General features: G+C 72.6%; 15 protein-coding genes. 5 read left to right on the top strand and 10 right to left on the bottom strand.

Going from position 1 to position 15,985, the window contains the following annotated elements:
* The first annotated feature begins 211 nt into the window (after window positions 1-211).
* Genes E4U91_RS17355 through E4U91_RS17340 form a run of 4 tightly spaced genes read left to right on the top strand, consistent with a single transcriptional unit; the run spans window position 212 to window position 3,710 of the window.
* Window positions 212-1,174 carry an ABC transporter ATP-binding protein gene (locus E4U91_RS17355; RefSeq protein WP_137310873.1) on the top strand — a complete coding sequence of 321 codons (963 nt, stop codon included), beginning with the start codon at window positions 212-214 and terminating at the stop codon, window positions 1,172-1,174.
* A complete protein-coding gene (locus E4U91_RS17350) occupies window positions 1,164-2,072 on the top strand; it encodes an ABC transporter permease subunit (RefSeq protein WP_137307698.1) in 909 nt (302 codons plus the stop codon). Before E4U91_RS17355 ends, E4U91_RS17350 begins: the two co-directional genes overlap by 11 nt.
* The gene (locus E4U91_RS17345; RefSeq protein ID WP_137307697.1) at window positions 2,069-2,980 is read left to right on the top strand and encodes an ABC transporter ATP-binding protein; all 912 of its coding nucleotides are present in this window, start codon (window positions 2,069-2,071) and stop codon (window positions 2,978-2,980) included. Before E4U91_RS17350 ends, E4U91_RS17345 begins: the two co-directional genes overlap by 4 nt.
* A gap of 10 nt (window positions 2,981-2,990) precedes the next feature.
* The gene (locus E4U91_RS17340) at window positions 2,991-3,710 is read left to right on the top strand and encodes an ABC transporter permease subunit (protein WP_137307696.1); all 720 of its coding nucleotides are present in this window, start codon (window positions 2,991-2,993) and stop codon (window positions 3,708-3,710) included.
* Window positions 3,711-4,097: 387 nt separating this feature from the next.
* Here the strand turns inward: E4U91_RS17340 and E4U91_RS17335 are convergent, their stop codons facing one another.
* From E4U91_RS17335 to E4U91_RS17295, 9 genes are all read right to left on the bottom strand, one after another.
* Window positions 4,098-4,895 (bottom strand): HAD family hydrolase, encoded by a 798-nt coding sequence (locus tag E4U91_RS17335; protein WP_137307695.1) that lies wholly within the window; start codon window positions 4,893-4,895, stop codon window positions 4,098-4,100.
* Complete coding sequence (gene serS / locus E4U91_RS17330) at window positions 4,892-6,169, bottom strand: serine--tRNA ligase (protein WP_137307694.1); 1,278 nt, start codon at window positions 6,167-6,169, stop codon at window positions 4,892-4,894. Before serS ends, E4U91_RS17335 begins: the two co-directional genes overlap by 4 nt.
* Window positions 6,170-6,699: 530 nt before the next feature.
* Window positions 6,700-7,635 carry a prephenate dehydratase gene (gene pheA, locus E4U91_RS17325; RefSeq protein ID WP_137307693.1) on the bottom strand — a complete coding sequence of 312 codons (936 nt, stop codon included), beginning with the start codon at window positions 7,633-7,635 and terminating at the stop codon, window positions 6,700-6,702.
* A gap of 118 nt (window positions 7,636-7,753) precedes the next feature.
* Entirely contained in the window at window positions 7,754-9,043 is a 1,290-nt protein-coding gene (gene efeB / locus E4U91_RS17320) for an iron uptake transporter deferrochelatase/peroxidase subunit (RefSeq protein ID WP_137307692.1), read from the bottom strand.
* Window positions 9,044-9,051: 8 nt separating this feature from the next.
* Window positions 9,052-11,088, bottom strand: a complete 2,037-nt coding sequence (locus E4U91_RS17315; RefSeq protein ID WP_137307691.1) for a copper resistance CopC/CopD family protein — start codon at window positions 11,086-11,088, stop codon at window positions 9,052-9,054.
* 13 nt (window positions 11,089-11,101) lie between these two features.
* On the bottom strand, window positions 11,102-11,554 hold the full coding sequence (locus E4U91_RS17310; protein ID WP_241678612.1) for a copper chaperone PCu(A)C: 453 nt from the start codon (window positions 11,552-11,554) through the stop codon (window positions 11,102-11,104).
* On the bottom strand, window positions 11,551-12,201 hold the full coding sequence (locus tag E4U91_RS17305; RefSeq protein ID WP_137307690.1) for an SCO family protein: 651 nt from the start codon (window positions 12,199-12,201) through the stop codon (window positions 11,551-11,553). Before E4U91_RS17305 ends, E4U91_RS17310 begins: the two co-directional genes overlap by 4 nt.
* Window positions 12,202-12,290: 89 nt before the next feature.
* On the bottom strand, window positions 12,291-13,046 hold the full coding sequence (locus tag E4U91_RS17300; RefSeq protein WP_137307689.1) for a YcnI family copper-binding membrane protein: 756 nt from the start codon (window positions 13,044-13,046) through the stop codon (window positions 12,291-12,293).
* Between the two features lie 122 nt (window positions 13,047-13,168).
* Window positions 13,169-14,005, bottom strand: coding sequence for a hypothetical protein (locus tag E4U91_RS17295; RefSeq protein ID WP_137307688.1), 837 nt, complete (start codon window positions 14,003-14,005; stop codon window positions 13,169-13,171).
* Between the two features lie 254 nt (window positions 14,006-14,259).
* Between E4U91_RS17295 and E4U91_RS17290 the strand changes: the two genes are divergently transcribed.
* The gene (locus E4U91_RS17290) at window positions 14,260-14,706 is read left to right on the top strand and encodes an ATP-binding protein (RefSeq protein WP_137307687.1); all 447 of its coding nucleotides are present in this window, start codon (window positions 14,260-14,262) and stop codon (window positions 14,704-14,706) included.
* On the opposite strand, the gene E4U91_RS17285 is transcribed toward E4U91_RS17290, so the two are convergent.
* On the bottom strand, window positions 14,669-15,916 hold the full coding sequence (locus tag E4U91_RS17285; protein WP_137307686.1) for an MFS transporter: 1,248 nt from the start codon (window positions 15,914-15,916) through the stop codon (window positions 14,669-14,671). The two genes, E4U91_RS17290 and E4U91_RS17285, sit on opposite strands and share 38 nt — an antisense overlap.
* Window positions 15,917-15,985: the final 69 nt, after the last annotated feature.

Raw genomic sequence — 15,985 nt, 5'->3', positions numbered from 1 at the left:
TGACCTCGCGAATCTCGCACTTGTTAGAGAAAGCGTCAATAGGGCGTCGGTCGGGGGCCCTCGAGCAGCCTGCGAGGGACCGCGGACCGGTTCCCGTACCTCTCAGGCAGGGGGTCCCCTACGGGCCCCGTACACCTGAGGTCTGATCCGAAGACGGCTCTCCGGTCTGACGACCCACGTGGTCCACGTCACTACCGTGGACCACGTGACTGTGATCGCGACCGAAAGCCTGAGCAAGCGGTTCCCCAGGGTGACCGCGCTCGACCGGCTGTCCGTGGACATCGGAGCCGGAGTGACCGGACTCGTCGGAGCCAACGGCGCCGGCAAGTCCACCCTGATCAAGATCCTGCTGGGTCTGTCGCCGGCCTCGGAGGGCCGAGCCGAGGTCCTCGGCCTCGACGTCGCCACCAGGGGCGCCACCATCCGCGAGCGCGTGGGCTACATGCCGGAGCACGACTGCCTGCCGCCCGACGTCTCGGCCACCGAGTTCGTCGTCCACATGGCGCGCATGTCCGGGCTCCCGCCGGCCGCCGCGCGCGAGCGCACCGCGGACACCCTGCGCCACGTCGGTCTGTACGAGGAGCGCTACCGTCCCATCGGCGGCTACTCGACCGGCATGAAGCAGCGCGTGAAGCTCGCCCAGGCGCTGGTGCACGACCCCCAGCTGGTCTTCCTCGACGAGCCGACCAACGGCCTCGACCCGGTCGGCCGCGACGACATGCTGGCCCTGATCCGCCGCATCCACACCGACTTCGGCATCTCGGTCCTGGTCACCTCGCACCTCCTGGGCGAACTGGAACGCACCTGCGACCACGTCGTCGTGGTCGACGGCGGCAAGCTGCTGCGCTCCAGCTCCACCACCGACTTCACCCAGACCACCACCACCCTCGCGGTCGAGGTCACCGACACCGACGAGCACCCCGACGGCACGCGTGCGCTGCGCGAGGCGCTGCACGCGCGCGGGACGACCGTCGAGGACGGCGGCGGCCTGCCGGGCGCCGGGCACATCCTGTTGCTCACGGCGCAGGGCGAGGACACCTACGACCTGGTGCGCGACGTGGTGGCCGACCTCGGCCTGGGACTGGTGCGCATGGAGCAGCGCCGGCACCACATCTCCGAGGTCTTCCGCAGCAGCGACGAGGAAAGGAAGGAGGCCGCCGGACATGTCAGCTGAGCACCCCGTGGCAGCCGTCCCGGGTGACCAGACCCGCATCCACAACATCGGCTACCGCACCTACGACGGCCCCCGCCTGGGCCGCTCCTACGCGACCCGCTCGCTGTACTCGCAGTCGCTGCGTGGCGCCTACGGCCTCGGCCGCTCGGTCAAGTCCAAGGTGCTGCCGATGCTGTTGTTCGTGGTGATGTGCGTGCCCGCGGCCATCATGGTCGCCGTCGCGGTCGCCACGAAGGCCAAGGAACTGCCGGTCGACTACACGCGCTACGCGATCATCATGCAGGCCGTCATCAGCCTGTACGTCGCCTCCCAGGCACCCCAGTCCGTCTCGCGCGACCTGCGCTTCAAGACGGTGCCGCTGTACTTCTCCCGGCCGATCGAGACCGCCGACTACGTGCGCGCCAAGTACGCGGCGCTGGCCTCGGCGCTGTTCGTCCTCACCGCGGCGCCGCTGCTCGTGCTCTACGTGGGCGCGCTGCTGGCCAAGCTGGACTTCACCGACCAGACCAAGGGATTCGGGCAGGGACTCGTGTCCGTCGCACTGCTCTCACTGCTGTTCGCCGGCCTCGGCCTGGTGATCGCCTCGGTCACCCCGCGGCGCGGCTTCGGCATCGCCGCCGTGATCGCCGTGCTGACCATCTCCTACGGCGCCGTCTCCACCCTCCAGGCCATCGCTGACGCGCAGAACAGCACCGGCGCCATCCCCTGGATCGGCCTCTTCTCGCCCGTCACGCTCATCGACGGCGTGCAGTCCGCGTTCCTCGGCGCGACCTCGGCGTTCCCCGGCGCGGTCGGCCCCACCCACGGCGAGGGCGCGGTGTACGTCCTGGTCGTGCTGGGCCTGATCGCCGCCTGCTACGGCCTCCTGCTGCGCCGCTACCGGAAGGTGGGACTGTGACCACGCTCTCCATCGACCACGTCTCCCGCTGGTTCGGCAACGTGGTCGCCGTCAACGACATCACCATGACCATCGGCCCGGGCGTCACCGGCCTGCTCGGCCCCAACGGCGCCGGCAAGTCCACCCTGATCAACATGATGGGCGGCTTCCTCGCCCCCTCCACCGGCAGCGTCACCCTCGACGGACAGCCGGTCTGGCGCAACGAGGCGATCTACCGGCACATCGGCATCGTCCCCGAGCGCGAGGCGATGTACGACTTCCTCACCGGCCGCGAGTTCGTCGTCGCCAACGCCGAGCTGCACGGCCTGGGCGCCAAGGCCGCCCAGCGGGCGCTGGCCACGGTCGAGATGGAGTACGCGCAGGACCGCAAGATCTCCACGTACTCCAAGGGCATGCGCCAGCGCGTGAAGATGGCCAGCGCCCTGGTCCACGACCCCTCGCTGCTCCTGCTGGACGAGCCGTTCAACGGCATGGACCCGCGCCAGCGCATGCAGCTGATGGACCTGCTGCGGCGCATGGGCGACGAGGGACGCACCGTGCTGTTCTCCTCGCACATCCTCGAGGAGGTCGAGCAGCTCGCCTGGCACATCGAGGTGGTCGTCGCCGGACGGCACGCGGCCAGCGGTGACTTCCGCAAGATCCGCCGCCTGATGACCGACCGCCCCCACCGCTACCTGGTGCGCTCCAGCGACGACCGCGCGCTCGCGGCCGCGCTGATCGCGGACCCCTCGACGTCCGGCATCGAGGTCGACGTCACCGAGGGGGCGCTGCGCATCCAGGCCGTCGACTTCGGCCGTTTCACCGCGCTGCTGCCGAGGGTCGCCCGCGACCACGGCATCCGGTTGCTGACCGTCTCGCCGTCCGACGAGTCGCTCGAGTCCGTGTTCTCTTACCTGGTCGCGGCGTAGGAGGCCGAAGATGTACGACCCCACTGTCGCCCGGCTCACCTACCGGGCCCTGCTCGGCCGCCGGCGCGCCCTCATCCTCGGCGCCCTGCCCCTGCTGCTCATCGCGATCTCCGTGGTCGTGCGGGCCCTCGCGGGCGCCGACGACCAGACCGCGTCCGACCTGCTGGGCGGGCTCGCGCTCGCCACGATGGTCCCGATCATCGGGGTCATCGCCGGCACGGGCGCAATCGGCCCCGAGATCGACGACGGCTCCGTCGTCTACCTGCTCTCCAAGCCGCTGAAGCGGCCCACGATCATCTTCACCAAGCTGATCGTGGCGGTCGCGGTGACCATGGTGTTCTCGGCGCTGCCGACGCTGGTCGCCGGGTACATCCTCAACGGCAACGGCCAGCAGATCGCCGTGGCCTACACGGTCGCGGCCCTGGTCTCCTCCATCGCCTACGCCGCGCTGTTCCTGCTGCTGGGCACGGTGTCCCGGCACGCGGTGGTCTTCGGGCTGGTCTACGCCCTGGTGTGGGAGGCGCTGTTCGGCTCGCTGGTGCCCGGTGCGCGCACGCTCAGCGTCCAGCAGTGGTCGCTGGCCGTCGCCCACAAGGTGGCAGGCGGTGACCTGGTGACCTCCGACGTCGGCCTCACGACGGCGACCGTGCTGCTCGTCGCGGTGACCGTCCTGGCGACCTGGTACGCCGGACAGAAGCTGCGCACGCTGACGCTGGCCGGGGAGGAGTGACGGTCTCCCCCCGACCGACTTAATCGGTGGCGACCGACTCGCCCCGGAGAGACCCTGTTCGCACAGGGGCGGCCGCTTCGAGCACGCGACCCGTTCGCGTGGGCCGCCCCTGTCTTACGTGAGAAAAACGCCGCTGGCTCGGCGAGGGCATCGCCACACCCGACCCAGGGGCGCGGGGAACTGCGCGACCAGCCATGACGCACCCGCACCCGAAACCCGGGGCCGAGGCGAGGGGCACGCCGGGCACGTCGACGGGAGCGTCACCGCACCCGACCCAGGGGCGCGAGGAACTGCGCGACCAGCCACCACGCACCCGCACCCGCACCCGCACCCGCACCCGAAAGCCAGGGCGCGCCCCCGTGGCCCGCCCCGCCCCCGGAGGGCCCGTCAGCCCAGCAACCGCTCCAGCACCACCGCGATCCCGTCCTCCTCGTTGGAGGACGTCACCTCGTCGGCCACCGCCTTGAGCTCCTCGTGCGCGTTGGCCATCGCCACTCCCCGCGCCGCCCAGGCGAACATCGGGATGTCGTTCGGCATGTCGCCGAAGGCGAGCGTCCCCGCGGCCTTGATGCCGAGGCGGCGCGCGGCGAGGGACAGCCCCGTCGCCTTGGACAGCCCCAGCGGCAGCAGTTCCACGATGCCCGCGCCGGCCATCGCGACGGTCACGAAGCCTCCCGCGGCCCGGCGGGCGGCCTCGGCCAGCTCGTCGTCGGACAGCTCGGGGTGCTGTATGTAGATCTTGTTCAGGGGGGCGGACCACAGGTCGGACGCGTCGGTGAACGGCGTCGCCGGCAGCGCGCCGGTCAGGGCGTAGCCCGGTCCGACCAGCACCTCGCCGTCCAGCCCGTCCCGGCTCGCCGCCAGGTGCAGCGGACCGACCTCGGCCTCGATCTTGGCGAGCGCGACCCCGGCCAGCTGCCGGTCCAGGGTCACGGACGTCAGCAGCCGGTGCGCCCCGGCGTCGTAGACCTGCGCGCCCTGGCCGCAGACGGCGAGGCCGTCGTAGCCCAGGTCGTCGAGGATGTGCCGGGTCCAGGGGACGGCGCGGCCGGTGACGACGATGTGGGCGGCGCCCGCCGCGGTGGCGGCGGCGAGCGCGTCACGCGTGCGCTGCGAGATCGACTCGTCGGACCGCAGCAGCGTGCCGTCGAGGTCGGTGGCGACGAGCCCGTACGGGAAACTCACCGGACCACCGGCTCCAGGACCTCCCGGCCACCGAGGTACGGGCGCAGCACCTCGGGCACCCGCACGGAGCCGTCGGCCTGCTGGTGGTTCTCCAGGATCGCCACGATGGTGCGGGGCACGGCGCACAGCGTGCCGTTCAGCGTCGCCAGCGGGCGGACGGTCTTGCCCTCGCGGACGCGGATCGACAGCCGGCGGGACTGGAACTCGGTGCAGTCCGAGGTGGAGGTCAGCTCGCGGTACTTGCCCTGGGTCGGGATCCACGCCTCGCAGTCGTACTTGCGGGCGGCGGAGGAGCCGAGGTCACCTGAGGCCACGTCGATCACCCGGAACGGCAGCTCCAGGGAGGTCAGCCACTGCTTCTCCCAGTCCAGCAGGCGCTGGTGCTCGGCCTGGGAGTCCTCGGGGGCGACGTACGAGAACATCTCGACCTTGTCGAACTGGTGCACGCGGAAGATGCCCCGGGTGTCCTTGCCGTGCGAGCCGGCCTCGCGGCGGAAGCAGGGGGAGAACCCGGCGTAGCGCAGCGGCAGGCGCTCGGCGTCGATGATCTCGTCCATGTGGTACGCGGCGAGGGGGACCTCGGAGGTGCCGACCAGGTAGAGGTCGTCCTTGTCGAGGTGGTAGACGTCCTGCGCGGCCTGGCCGAGGAAGCCGGTGCCGGCCATGGACTGCGGGCGCACCAGCGCGGGCGTGAGCATCGGGGTGAAGCCGGCCGCGGTGGCCTGCGCGATCGCCGCGTTGACCAGGGCGAGCTCCAGCAGCGCGCCGACGCCGGTCAGGAAGTAGAAGCGGGAGCCGGAGACCTTGGCGCCGCGCTCGACGTCGATGGCGCCGAGCAGCTGGCCGAGCTCCAGGTGGTCCCTGGGCTCGAAGCCCTCGGTGGAGAAGTCGCGGATCTCGCCGTGCGTCTCCAGGGTGACGAAGTCCTCCTCGCCGCCGACGGGCACGTCGGGGTGGACGAGGTTGCCGAGCCGGAGCAGCAGCTGCTGGGTCTCGGCGTCGGCGGCGTCGCGCTCCGCCTCGGCGGACTTGACGTCGGCCTTGAGCTGCTCGGCCCGCTTGAGCAGGTCGGCCTTCTCCTCGGGCGAGGCCTTGGAGATCAGCTTGCCGAACGACTTCTGCTCGTTGCGCAGCTCGTCGAAGCGGACGCCGGACGACCTGCGCCGCTCGTCGGCAGACAGGAGGGAGTCGACGAGCGCGACGTCCTCTCCACGGGCGCGCTGGGAGGCGCGCGCACGGTCGGGGTCCTCACGGAGCAGGCGAAGGTCAATCACGCGCTCCAGGCTACCGGTGTGCGGTTGCGCCTCACGACCCACCATTCCGACAAGATCCGAAAGGCGGCTCACGTTCCGTTGTGGGCGAATTGCCGCACGTGTCAAGGAAAAGGGTTCCCCTCCCTGGGACGGGCTAGCCGAGGGGCTCCGTGTTGACCGGATTTCCTTGTGGAGAGGGCGACTTGGCGGGGCCCTTGTCCACAGGAATCCACCCGCTGAACGGAGTTATCCACAGGGTGTGAGGAAGATCTGTGGACATTCGAATTGATCATTGTCGGGCCGGTTTCCCCGGGCGCGCATTCACGGCCCGAACCGGTCCTACCCCCACTTTCGGGTGGAAAAGGGTCGCTCCAACGGATGGCGAGACGAAAACAGGTGGACGAGGGGTGACCTGTGAGGTGAACGCCCGGCATCGACCCTCCAGGGCGATTTGTCGACCGGATCGCCCTCCTGTGTCGACTTGTCCCCAGGTCGAGAAGGCTGCCTGTGGATAACTTCTGTGGACAACGACGATATGGCCGTACGACTGGCTAGAACCGGCCGTCCTGGCAGCGCGTCACCCAGTCCGCCGCCGACGTGAACTCCTCGTCCGAGGTGCCCGGACGCGGCGGCCGGACCTCTGCCGCCGTGACGTCGGCCCGCGGGTACGAACCGAGGTAGCGCACCTCCCGGCAGATGCGCTTCAGCCCGGTCAGCGCCTCCGCCACCCGCCGGTCGGAGATGTGCCCCTCGGCGTCGACGCAGAAGCAGTAGTTGCCGATCCCGGCGCCGGTCGGGCGGGACTGCAGCAGCATGAGGTTGATGCCCCGGGTGGCGAACTCGCCGAGGAGGTCACGCAGCCCGCCGGGGTGGTCGTCGCGCTGCCACAGCACCACGGAGGTCTTGTCGGCGCCGGTCGGCGCGGCGGGCCGGGCGGGCCGGCCGACCAGCACGAACCGGGTCTGGGCGGTCTCGGGGAAGTCGTGGATCCCGGTCTCCAGCGCCTCCAGGCCGTAGCGCGCGGCGGCGAACTCACCGGCGAAGGCGGCGTCGTAGCGGCCCTCCTGCACCAGGCGGGCGGCGTCCGCGTTGGAGGCGGAGGACTCCCAGTCGACGTCGGGCAGGTGGGCGCGCAGCCAGTTGCGCACCTGCGACTGGGCCGCCGGGTGGGCGGAGACCGTCTTGATGTCGGACAGCGTCGTGCCCGGCCGGACCAGCAGCGCGAAGGTGATCGACAGCAGCACCTCGCGGTAGATCATCAGCGGGCTGCCCGCGACCAGCTCGTCCAGGGTGGTGGTGATTCCGCCCTCGACGGAGTTCTCGATCGGCACGAACGCGGCCTCGGCCTCGCCGGTGCGCACGGCGTCCAGCGCCGACTGCACCGACACGTACGGGATCAGCTGCCGGGTGGCCGCCTCGGGAAGCGTGCGCAGGGCGACTTCGGTGAAGGTGCCCTCGGGGCCGAGATACGCATAGCTCGCTGGCATGGGCTCACCCTAATGGGCCCGCGCGAAGACGGCCGAGGTGTCTCACGACAACCACTCGACCGGGTGGTTTGGGACCCGGCCGCGCAGGTCGGCCCGTCAGCGACGCGCACACACCGCTTCACCCCTCCAGCAGCGCCTGCCCCACGTACTCCCCCTCCGCCGCCCCGCCGGGCACCGCGAACAGCCCGCTCGCCTCGTGCCGGACGAAGCGCGACAGCGCGTCCCCGCGGTCGAGCTTGCGCTGCACGGTGACGAAGCCCCGCAGCGGGTCCGCCTGCCAGCAGACGAACAACAGGCCCGCGTCCGGGGTGCCGTCCGCGTCGAAGCCGTCGTGGTACGAGAACGGCCGGCGCAGCATCGCCGCGCCGCCGTTCTGGTCGGGCCGGGTGATGCGGGCGTGCGCGTTCAGCGGGATCACCAGGTCGCCGTTGGCGTCCGTCTTCTCCAGGTCCATCCCGGTGGTCTCCGTGCCCCCGGTCAGCGGCGCCCCGTCGGCCTTGCGGCGCCCGATGACCTGCTCCTGCGCCGCCCGGGACAGCTGCTCCCAGTCGTCGAGGAGCATGCGGATGCGGCGTACGACGACGTACGAGCCGTTCGCCATCCAGGCGGGGTCGGCCGAGCCGGACGCCGGCACGAAGATCCGCCGGTCGAAGTCGGCGTCGGACGGCTTGGGATTGCGGGTGCCGTCGACCTGGCCCATGAGGTTGCGGGCCGTCATGGGGTGGGCGGTGGCGCCCGGCGAGCGGTTGAAGCCGTTCATCTGCCAGCGCACCCGGGCCACGCCGCCCGCGTCCTTCTGCAGTGCGCGCAGGGCGTGGAAGGCGACCAGGGCGTCGTTCGCGCCGATCTGCACCCACAGGTCGCCGTTGCTGCGCCGGGCGTCGAGGTGGTCGGAGGAGAAGGCCGGCAGCGGGTCCAGGGCGACCGGCCGCCGCTTCTCCAGCCCGGTGCGGGCGAAGAAGCTGTGGCCGAAGCCGAAGGTGACCGTCAGGGACGACGGCCCCGCGTCCCGGGCCACGTCCGTGTCGCCGTGGGCCGCGGCCTCGCCCGCCATCAGCCGCCGGGCGGTCTCGGACCAGCGGCGCAGCAGCGCGGCCGCCCCGGTGCGTCCGGAGCCGGGTGTGAGGTCGAAGGCGACGAGGTGGCCGTGGGCCTGGAGGCCCTGGAGGATGCCGGGCTGATGTTTCCCGTGAAACATCACCTGGTCGCTGCCGACGGACGACAGGGGCGTGGCCGACGCGGGTGCGGCGGCGTACCCCACGGCGCCGCCCGCCGCGCCGAGCACGAGCCCGGTGGCGCCGGCGGTGCCGAGGAGGGCGCGCCGGGACAGCCCCCGGTCGGCGGGCGCCTGCGGCGGGGCGTCCTGCGCGGCGGACGGGGGAGCCTGGGGGAGGGACTGGTCGGGCATGGTGCGGTTCAGCCGATCTGCGCGTTCTTGGAGACGGTCACCTGGTCGATGTCGGAGGTCCGCACGGTCACGGCGATCTTCCACTCGCCGGCCATGGGGATCTGCACTCCGCTCGCCGACCAGTGGCCGGTGGTGATGTGGTCGGGGGCCACGGGCAGCGGACCGATGCTCTTGGACTCCAGGGTGAGGGCGACCTTGACCTCGGGGACGTCGAAGGCACGGCCGTTGGGCCGGGTGACGTAGACGTGCATCTCGTTGCCGCCGGCCCGGGCGGGGTCGAGGTCCACGCTGACGACGCCCTTGCCGTTCGTGCCGCCGGCGTCGAAGGGCATGTCCAGCGTCAGGGCGCCGGAGGAGCTGCCCGTGCCGGACGACGAGGACGACGAAGCCGCCGTGGCCGCCTTGGCGTCCTGCTCCGTACGGCCCGGCTCGGTGGACGTCAGCGCGGTGGTGACGGCGAGCAGCACCACCGCGACACCGGCCTCGGCGAGCACCGAGCGGCGCAGCCCGAAGCGGTGCGGGTCGGCGTCGCGCAGCCGCTTCTGCCGTGCGGTGTCCTCGGCGGCCCGCTGCCGTGCCAGCTGGGCGGCCCGCTCGGTGCCCACGGCCCCGGTCGCGGCGTCGCCGGGTTCCTCGCCCGACCCCCGGCCGGCGCCGGCCCGCGCGGCGCCCTGCTTCCCGGCGTCCTGCTTCTTGCTCTGCTTGGTTCCGGTGCCGGTTCCGGTGCCGGTGCCGGTGCCCGGGTCCTTGCCCCCGCCCCCGCCGACACCGGCCCCGACGCCCGCGGCCACGGTGGCCCGCGACCCCGGCGCACCGGTCCCGGCCAGCCGCCCGGTCCACCGCCGCGAGATCGACGCGACGCCCACCAGCAGCGCCACCAGCCCGATCTTGACCAGCAGCAGCTGGCCGTACCGCGTGTCGGTGAACGCCGACCACGAGCCCAGCTGCCGCCACGACTGGTAGGTCCCGGTCGCGACCAGCGTGACCACGCTGCCGAAGGCGACGGTGGAGAAGCGCCGTACGGCGGACGCCTCGACCGGCTGGTCGGCGGGCGCGCGGTACAGCGCGACGAGCAGGGTCGCCAGGCCGCCGAGCCAGGTGGCGACGGCGAACAGGTGCAGCACGTCGACGGGCATGGCGATGCCGGGCTGGAGTCCGGTCGAGGCGTGCTCGGCCATGGCCCAGCTGGCGGCGAGCCCGGCCGCCACGACCGCCCCGCCGATCGCCAGCCCGAAGGTCAGGTCCCGCTTCTCCTCGTCGTCGCGCTTGTCGTACGCGCCGAACAGCACGGCGATGAAGAGCGCCGCGGCGGCGAGCAGCAGCAGCCGGGACACGAGGGCCGCGCCCGTCTTGGTCTGGAGGACGTCGCCCAGCAGGTCCAGGTCGAAGATGTCCGCGACCTTGCCGGAGCCGGTGTACGAGCCGCGCAGCAGCAGCAGGGAGAGCGTGGCGGCGGTGAGCGCGAGCCAGCCGGAGACGACGAGCCGCTGCACGGCCCGCACCGAGGTCCCGCGCGGCCAGCAGGCCAGCACGAAGGCGGCCCCGCCGACCAGCACGATGTACCCGGCGTACGACAGGTACCGCCCGAAGCCGTACAGCCCGCCGACGACGCCGCCGCCCACCTCCTGGCCGGACACCGGGACGCTCGTCCGGGAGGGCGCGCCGATGGAGAAGGTGTAGGCGCCGGAGACGGGGTGGCTGTCCTCGGACACCACCTGGTAGGTCACGGTGTAGGTGCCGTCGGGCAGTCCGGCGTGCAGCTGGACGGCGTACGTCGTGCCGGAGACGTTGGCCGGCTTGCCCGTGTCGACCCGCTTGCCCTTGGGGTCGAGGACGCGCAGCGAGCCGTCGGTGGTCGCGACCTTCTCGGAGAAGGTCAGCGACACCTGGGTGGGTGTCGTGTCGACCACCGTCCCCTGCGCGGGGTCGCTGCCGGTGAGGGCGGCGTGCGCGGCGGCCGGTCCGGCGCCGACCAGCAGCGCCGCGACGGCCGCCAGGAACAGCAGCACCAGCGTCCGGGCGCGGGGGGCGATGGCCTGGGTCACGGTGGTCCCTCCGTCAGTGTCCGGTCGTGGGGGTGTACGTGGCGGACCGCACCGGCATCTCGACCGTCACGGCGCCGGAGTCGGCGAAGTGGAGGGTGACGGACACCTTCTGGCCCTCGCGCGGCCGGCTCTTCAGGTCCTCGAACATCAGGTGGTTCCCGCCGCTCTCGAACACGAGCCGCCCGTGCGCGGGCACCTCGATCCGGTCGACCTCCCGCATGGACCCGCCGACCGTCTCGTGGACGGTGACGTCGCCGGCCGCGTCGCTGGTGACCGAGGTCAGCTCGTCCGTGGCGCCGCCCTTGTTGGTGACGGTCAGGAAGCCGGCCGCCATGGAGCCGGAGACCGGCTGGGGCATGTAGGCGGAGCCTATGGACAGCTCGGGCTCGCCGGCGCCGCCGTCGCCGCAGCCACCGAGGAGCAGCGCCCCGGCCAGCACCGCCACGGGCACGGCGAGGTGCCTCACGGCTTCTCCCCCTGGATGAGCTTGGGGAGGTCCTTGACGTAGTCGTCCACGGAGGCCTGCTCCGTGAACAGGACGTACCCGCCGTCGGTCTTCGGGGAGAAGGCGACGACCTGGGTGCCGTGCGTGGAGACCGTCTTGCCGTTCTTGTCCTTGTGCGGCGGCTCGATGGTGATGCCGACCGAGCGGGCCGCGGTCTGGATGGCCGTGAAGTCACCGGACAGCCCGACGACCTGCGGGTCGATGCCCTTGAGCCAGGTGCCGAGGGCGGCCGGGGTGTCACGGGCCGGGTCGGTGGTGACGAACACGACGCGCAGCCGGTCCTGTTCGGCCTTGGGGAGCTGCTTCTTGGCGACGGCGATGTTGTTCATCGTCAGCGGGCAGACGTCGGGGCAGTTGGTGTAGCCGAAGTACAGCAGCGTCGGCCTGCCCTTGGTCTCGGCGCGCAGGTCGTACTTCTTGCCCTGGGTGTCGGTGAGCACCAGGTCCGGCTTGGTGAACGGCTGGTCGAGCACGATCGCGGACTGCTGGGTGGCGTCGGCGGAGACCTCGGCGACCGGGCTGCTGCCGCCGTCGTCGCCGCCGCAGCCGGAGAGGGTGAGCGTGGCGGCGGCGAGCAGGGCCGCCGCGGCGAACGTCTTCTTGCGCATAAGGAAATGTCCCAGATGTATGGAATCCGACGCGCACCGGGGCCGGCGGGGTGACCGCCGCCCCCGGTGCGCGGCACGGACGAGCAGGGTCAGGCGTCGGACCGGCGGCGGCCGGCGAACACGCCGTAGGCCACGCCGGCGGCGCCGACGACGATGCCGGCCACGCCGAGGACGCGGGCGGTGGTGTCGGTGCCGCCGTCGTCGGAGTCGGTGCCGGAGGCCTCGGCGCCGGTGTGCGCCGTCTTCGCGTCGTCGGCGTCGTCGGAGTCGTCCGAGGCGCCCTTGGCGCCGCCGCCGTGGTGGTCGTCGGAGGCGGCCGACAGCTGGAGCACCGGCGCGGGGTTCTCCGGCTCCTCCTGGCCGTCCTGCTGGACCTCGATCCAGCGCACGACCTCCTTGTTGGAGTACGTCTGGATCGCCTTGAAGACCAGTTCGTCGGCGTCCTCGGGCAGCGGGCCCACGGACAGCGGGAACTTCTGGAAGTAGCCGGGCTCGATGCCCTTGCCGGAGGCGGTCCAGGTGACCTTGGAGACGGCCTCGGAGATCTGCTGTCCGTGCACGGTCAGCGGCTTGGCCAGCTTGGCCTTGGTGACCTGGGCGGTCCAGCCGGGGATGGGCTCCGGCATCACGGAGGCCAGCGGGTGGTCGGTCGGGAAGGCCACCTCGAGCTTGGTGGTCGAGGCGTTGTCGCGCTCGTTGGGGACCTTGAAGTCCACGGTCGCGTAGCCGCCCTTGGCGGCGGTGCCCTCGGGGCTCACGCTGACGTGGGCGAACGCGGGACCGGACAGGACGAGCACGGCCGAGCCGGCGACGGCCGCGGCGGCGGCGAGACGGGAAGCCTTCATGGCAGCAAGCACTCCACTCTGAGTGAGGTCGGGTGTCGGCGTGCGCTCGGGCGCACGCGCGCGTGCCGCACGACGGCGGCCGCGCCTCCCGGTGGTGCGGTGGAGGTGCCGGTCGTGTCGTGTCAGGCAGCGAGAAGCAGAGCGGAGGCGGCCGGCGGGCCGCGCCGGATCACCGAGTGCTGGAGCAGCACGCCGTGCGGGACGGGCACGGGCGTGGTGAACGCGGGGCGCGCGACGCGCGGGCCGGGCGCCCCGGGCAGTCCGGCGAGCAGGGCCCGCACCAGCGCGAGCGCCCCGCGCAGGGACCGTACGAGCGCCCCCTCGGCGACTCCGTGCGCCGACAGGGCGAGCAGGCGCAGCAGCGCGAGGTCGCCGTGGCGCAGCAGCCAGCCGGCGGCCACGGCCGCGAGGACGTGTCCGAGGAGCATCGGCAGGGACGGCAGCAGGGACGCGGAGGACGCCCCCGCGGTCAGTGCGTCGCCCGAGTGGTCCATCCCGCTCATGCCGCTCATGGCGCCGCCGGAGCCGCCGGCGGCGCTGGAGCCGCCGTCAAGGATTCGCGCGTCGGCGAGGATCCGCTGGGCCTGGGCGGGGCTGAGCGGGGCCGCGGCACTGCCGCACAGGATGCGGGCGGCCTGTCGTACGACGGCGTCGTCGGCCGTCGCCGTCACGGCGCGGGTGCCGTGCCGGCCCAGCCCGAACAGCGTGTGCAGCACGGTCTGCCCGAGCGTCAGGACCACCGCGATGCCCGGCAGGGTCCGGGCCCGGCCGGCGAGCGGCGCGACCACGGCGAGGACCCCGAGGAAGCCCGCGCCGAGCGTCCACAGCGGGACGGTCGCGCAGGAGGCCAGGGTGTGTCCGGCCGCGGCCAGCACGACGCAGACCGCGGCGAAGACCGCGGCCCGCAGCAGCCGGAGACCGTCTCCTGCACGCGCCGGAGACTGGTGGGGGACACTCATGGCGGGCTCATCATCGCACTGGCGCCCCGGCCGCCGTACGCCAGGTCCGCAAGATTCCGGTGCACCCGGATGCGTACCGGTGTGCCCGGGGAAGATCACCTTCTGGTACCACTGGGGCAAGTGGCCCTGCATACACCGGTTGGTGCGCGTGGCGCATCCCCCGTATGGGCGGTATCACGTCGAACGGGCGGTTACGCAGGGCCACCGGCGGCAATACGTAGGGGTATGTCGAGCCGCGGCCGGGAGGCTGGAGCATGAGCATCTGGTGGTCACTGCACCTGCGGCGCGAAGCCGCGAGCGTGCCGCTCGCCCGGCGCCTCCTGCTCGGCACGATGGAGACCGCGGGCGTCGACCCCGACGTCTGCTACGACCTGTCCGTCGCCCTCAGCGAGGCCTGTGCCAACGCCGTCGAGCACGGCGGGGCCGGCGCGCAGGACGGCGGCGCGGAGTACCGGGTGACCGCGTACCTCGACGGCCAGATGTGCCGGATCGAGGTCACCGACTCGGGCCCCGGCTTCGCCGGCGAGGACACCACCGTGCGCCCCGCGCGCACTGACGCCGAGCAGGGCCGCGGCCTCTACCTCATCCGTGAGCTCGCCGACCACGTCCGGATCGGCAACCACCCGGGGGTCGGCGGCGCGATGGTGAGCTTCGACAAGATCCTCAAGTGGCGCGAGAACGCGCCGCTCGTGGCCGTCTGAGGTACACCGTCCCGCCCTGGGCCCGCCGCGCCGCGGGGCCCATCGCGTACGACGCCCCCAGCGTCACCGCGCCGAGCAGCAGCCAGCCCGGTGTGCCCCACTCCACCAGCAGCGAGGTCAGCACCAGTGGGCCCAGGGTGCGGGCGACGGTGACGCCGGTGCCGAAGAACCCCTGGTACTCGCCCACCCGGTCGGGCGGGGCCAGCTCGAACGACAGCTGCCAGGACCCGGCCGACTGCCCCATCTCGGCCACGACCTGGAGCACCGCGCCCAGCACCAGCAGCCCCACCGCCCACGCCGTCCCGCCCCCGGCGGACAGCGCGAAGACGACACACGCGGCCAGCATCACCCAGCCCGCCCGCCGCACCGCGCGCGTGGCCGGGGCGACGCCGTCCACCCCGCGGGCCGCCCGCACCTGGAACAGCGTCACCGCGGCCGTGTTCAGCACGAACAGCCCCGACACCAGCCAGACGGGCGCCTCGGTGCGCGTGGTGATCCACAGCGGCAGCACCAGGCTCAGCAGCGGCAGCCGCAGCAGCAGCACGGTGTTGAGCAACGCCACGCGCGCGTACGGCCGGTCGCGCAGCACCCCCAGCCCCGCCGGCCGGCGGCCGGGCGCGACGCCGGGCACCGCGCCCGCCACCGCCCCCGCAGCCGGCAGCGCCGACAGCAGCCCCGCGCACACCAGGAAGCTCACCGCGTCCAGCACGAACGCCGCGAGGTACGCCCCGCGCGTCCCGGAGTGCAGCGCGAGTCCGCCGAGCCCCGCGCCGACGGCCAGCCCGGCGTTCAGCGTGGACTGCAGCCGCGCCAGCAGCCCGGTCCGCTCCCCGGCGGGCACCAGCACCGCCAGCAGCGCCTGGCGCGCCGCCGCGAGCCCGGACTGTGCGGCGGCGTACCCGCACGCCACCAGCACGAACGGCAGGAAGCCCCGCACCACGGTGAAGGACGCCACCGCGAGCGCCGTGCCCAGGGCCAGCAGCACGGCCGTACCGCGCGCGCCACGCCGGTCGGCGAGCCGTCCCAGGGGCACCCCGGCGAGTGAGCCGGCCGCCCAGCCGACGGTCAGCCCGAGCCCCACGCGCGCGGGGGAGAGCCCGACGACCTGAGTGAAGTAGAGGGCGGAGGTCGTGTAGTACGCGCCGTCGCCCACGGAGTTGCTCAACTGGGCGAGCGCGAGGAGGTGCCGGGGTGCCGGGCGCTGCGTCATGCCACTGACGCTACGGACCTATTGGAGCTATCCACAGTCCCAATGTGGAGCGCTTTTCGTGGTCCAATT

This window comes from Streptomyces lasalocidi (genome assembly GCF_005280215.1).
GTDB lineage: Bacteria > Actinomycetota > Actinomycetes > Streptomycetales > Streptomycetaceae > Streptomyces > Streptomyces longwoodensis.
The sequence above is the reverse complement of the archived record's forward strand: the minus strand, read 5'-3'. Positions and strand labels throughout refer to the sequence as shown.

Coding starts and splice junctions, on each gene's coding strand:
- E4U91_RS17350 (WP_137307698.1), top strand. CDS start 1,164: ATGTCAGCTGAGCACCCCGTGGCAGCCGTCCCGGGTGACCAGACCCGC.
- E4U91_RS17340 (WP_137307696.1), top strand. CDS start 2,991: ATGTACGACCCCACTGTCGCCCGGCTCACCTACCGGGCCCTGCTCGGC.
- pheA (WP_137307693.1), bottom strand. CDS start 7,635: ATGCCAGCGAGCTATGCGTATCTCGGCCCCGAGGGCACCTTCACCGAA.
- efeB (WP_137307692.1), bottom strand. CDS start 9,043: ATGCCCGACCAGTCCCTCCCCCAGGCTCCCCCGTCCGCCGCGCAGGAC.
- E4U91_RS17305 (WP_137307690.1), bottom strand. CDS start 12,201: ATGCGCAAGAAGACGTTCGCCGCGGCGGCCCTGCTCGCCGCCGCCACG.
- E4U91_RS17300 (WP_137307689.1), bottom strand. CDS start 13,046: ATGAAGGCTTCCCGTCTCGCCGCCGCCGCGGCCGTCGCCGGCTCGGCC.
- E4U91_RS17295 (WP_137307688.1), bottom strand. CDS start 14,005: ATGAGTGTCCCCCACCAGTCTCCGGCGCGTGCAGGAGACGGTCTCCGG.
- E4U91_RS17290 (WP_137307687.1), top strand. CDS start 14,260: ATGAGCATCTGGTGGTCACTGCACCTGCGGCGCGAAGCCGCGAGCGTG.
- E4U91_RS17285 (WP_137307686.1), bottom strand. CDS start 15,916: ATGACGCAGCGCCCGGCACCCCGGCACCTCCTCGCGCTCGCCCAGTTG.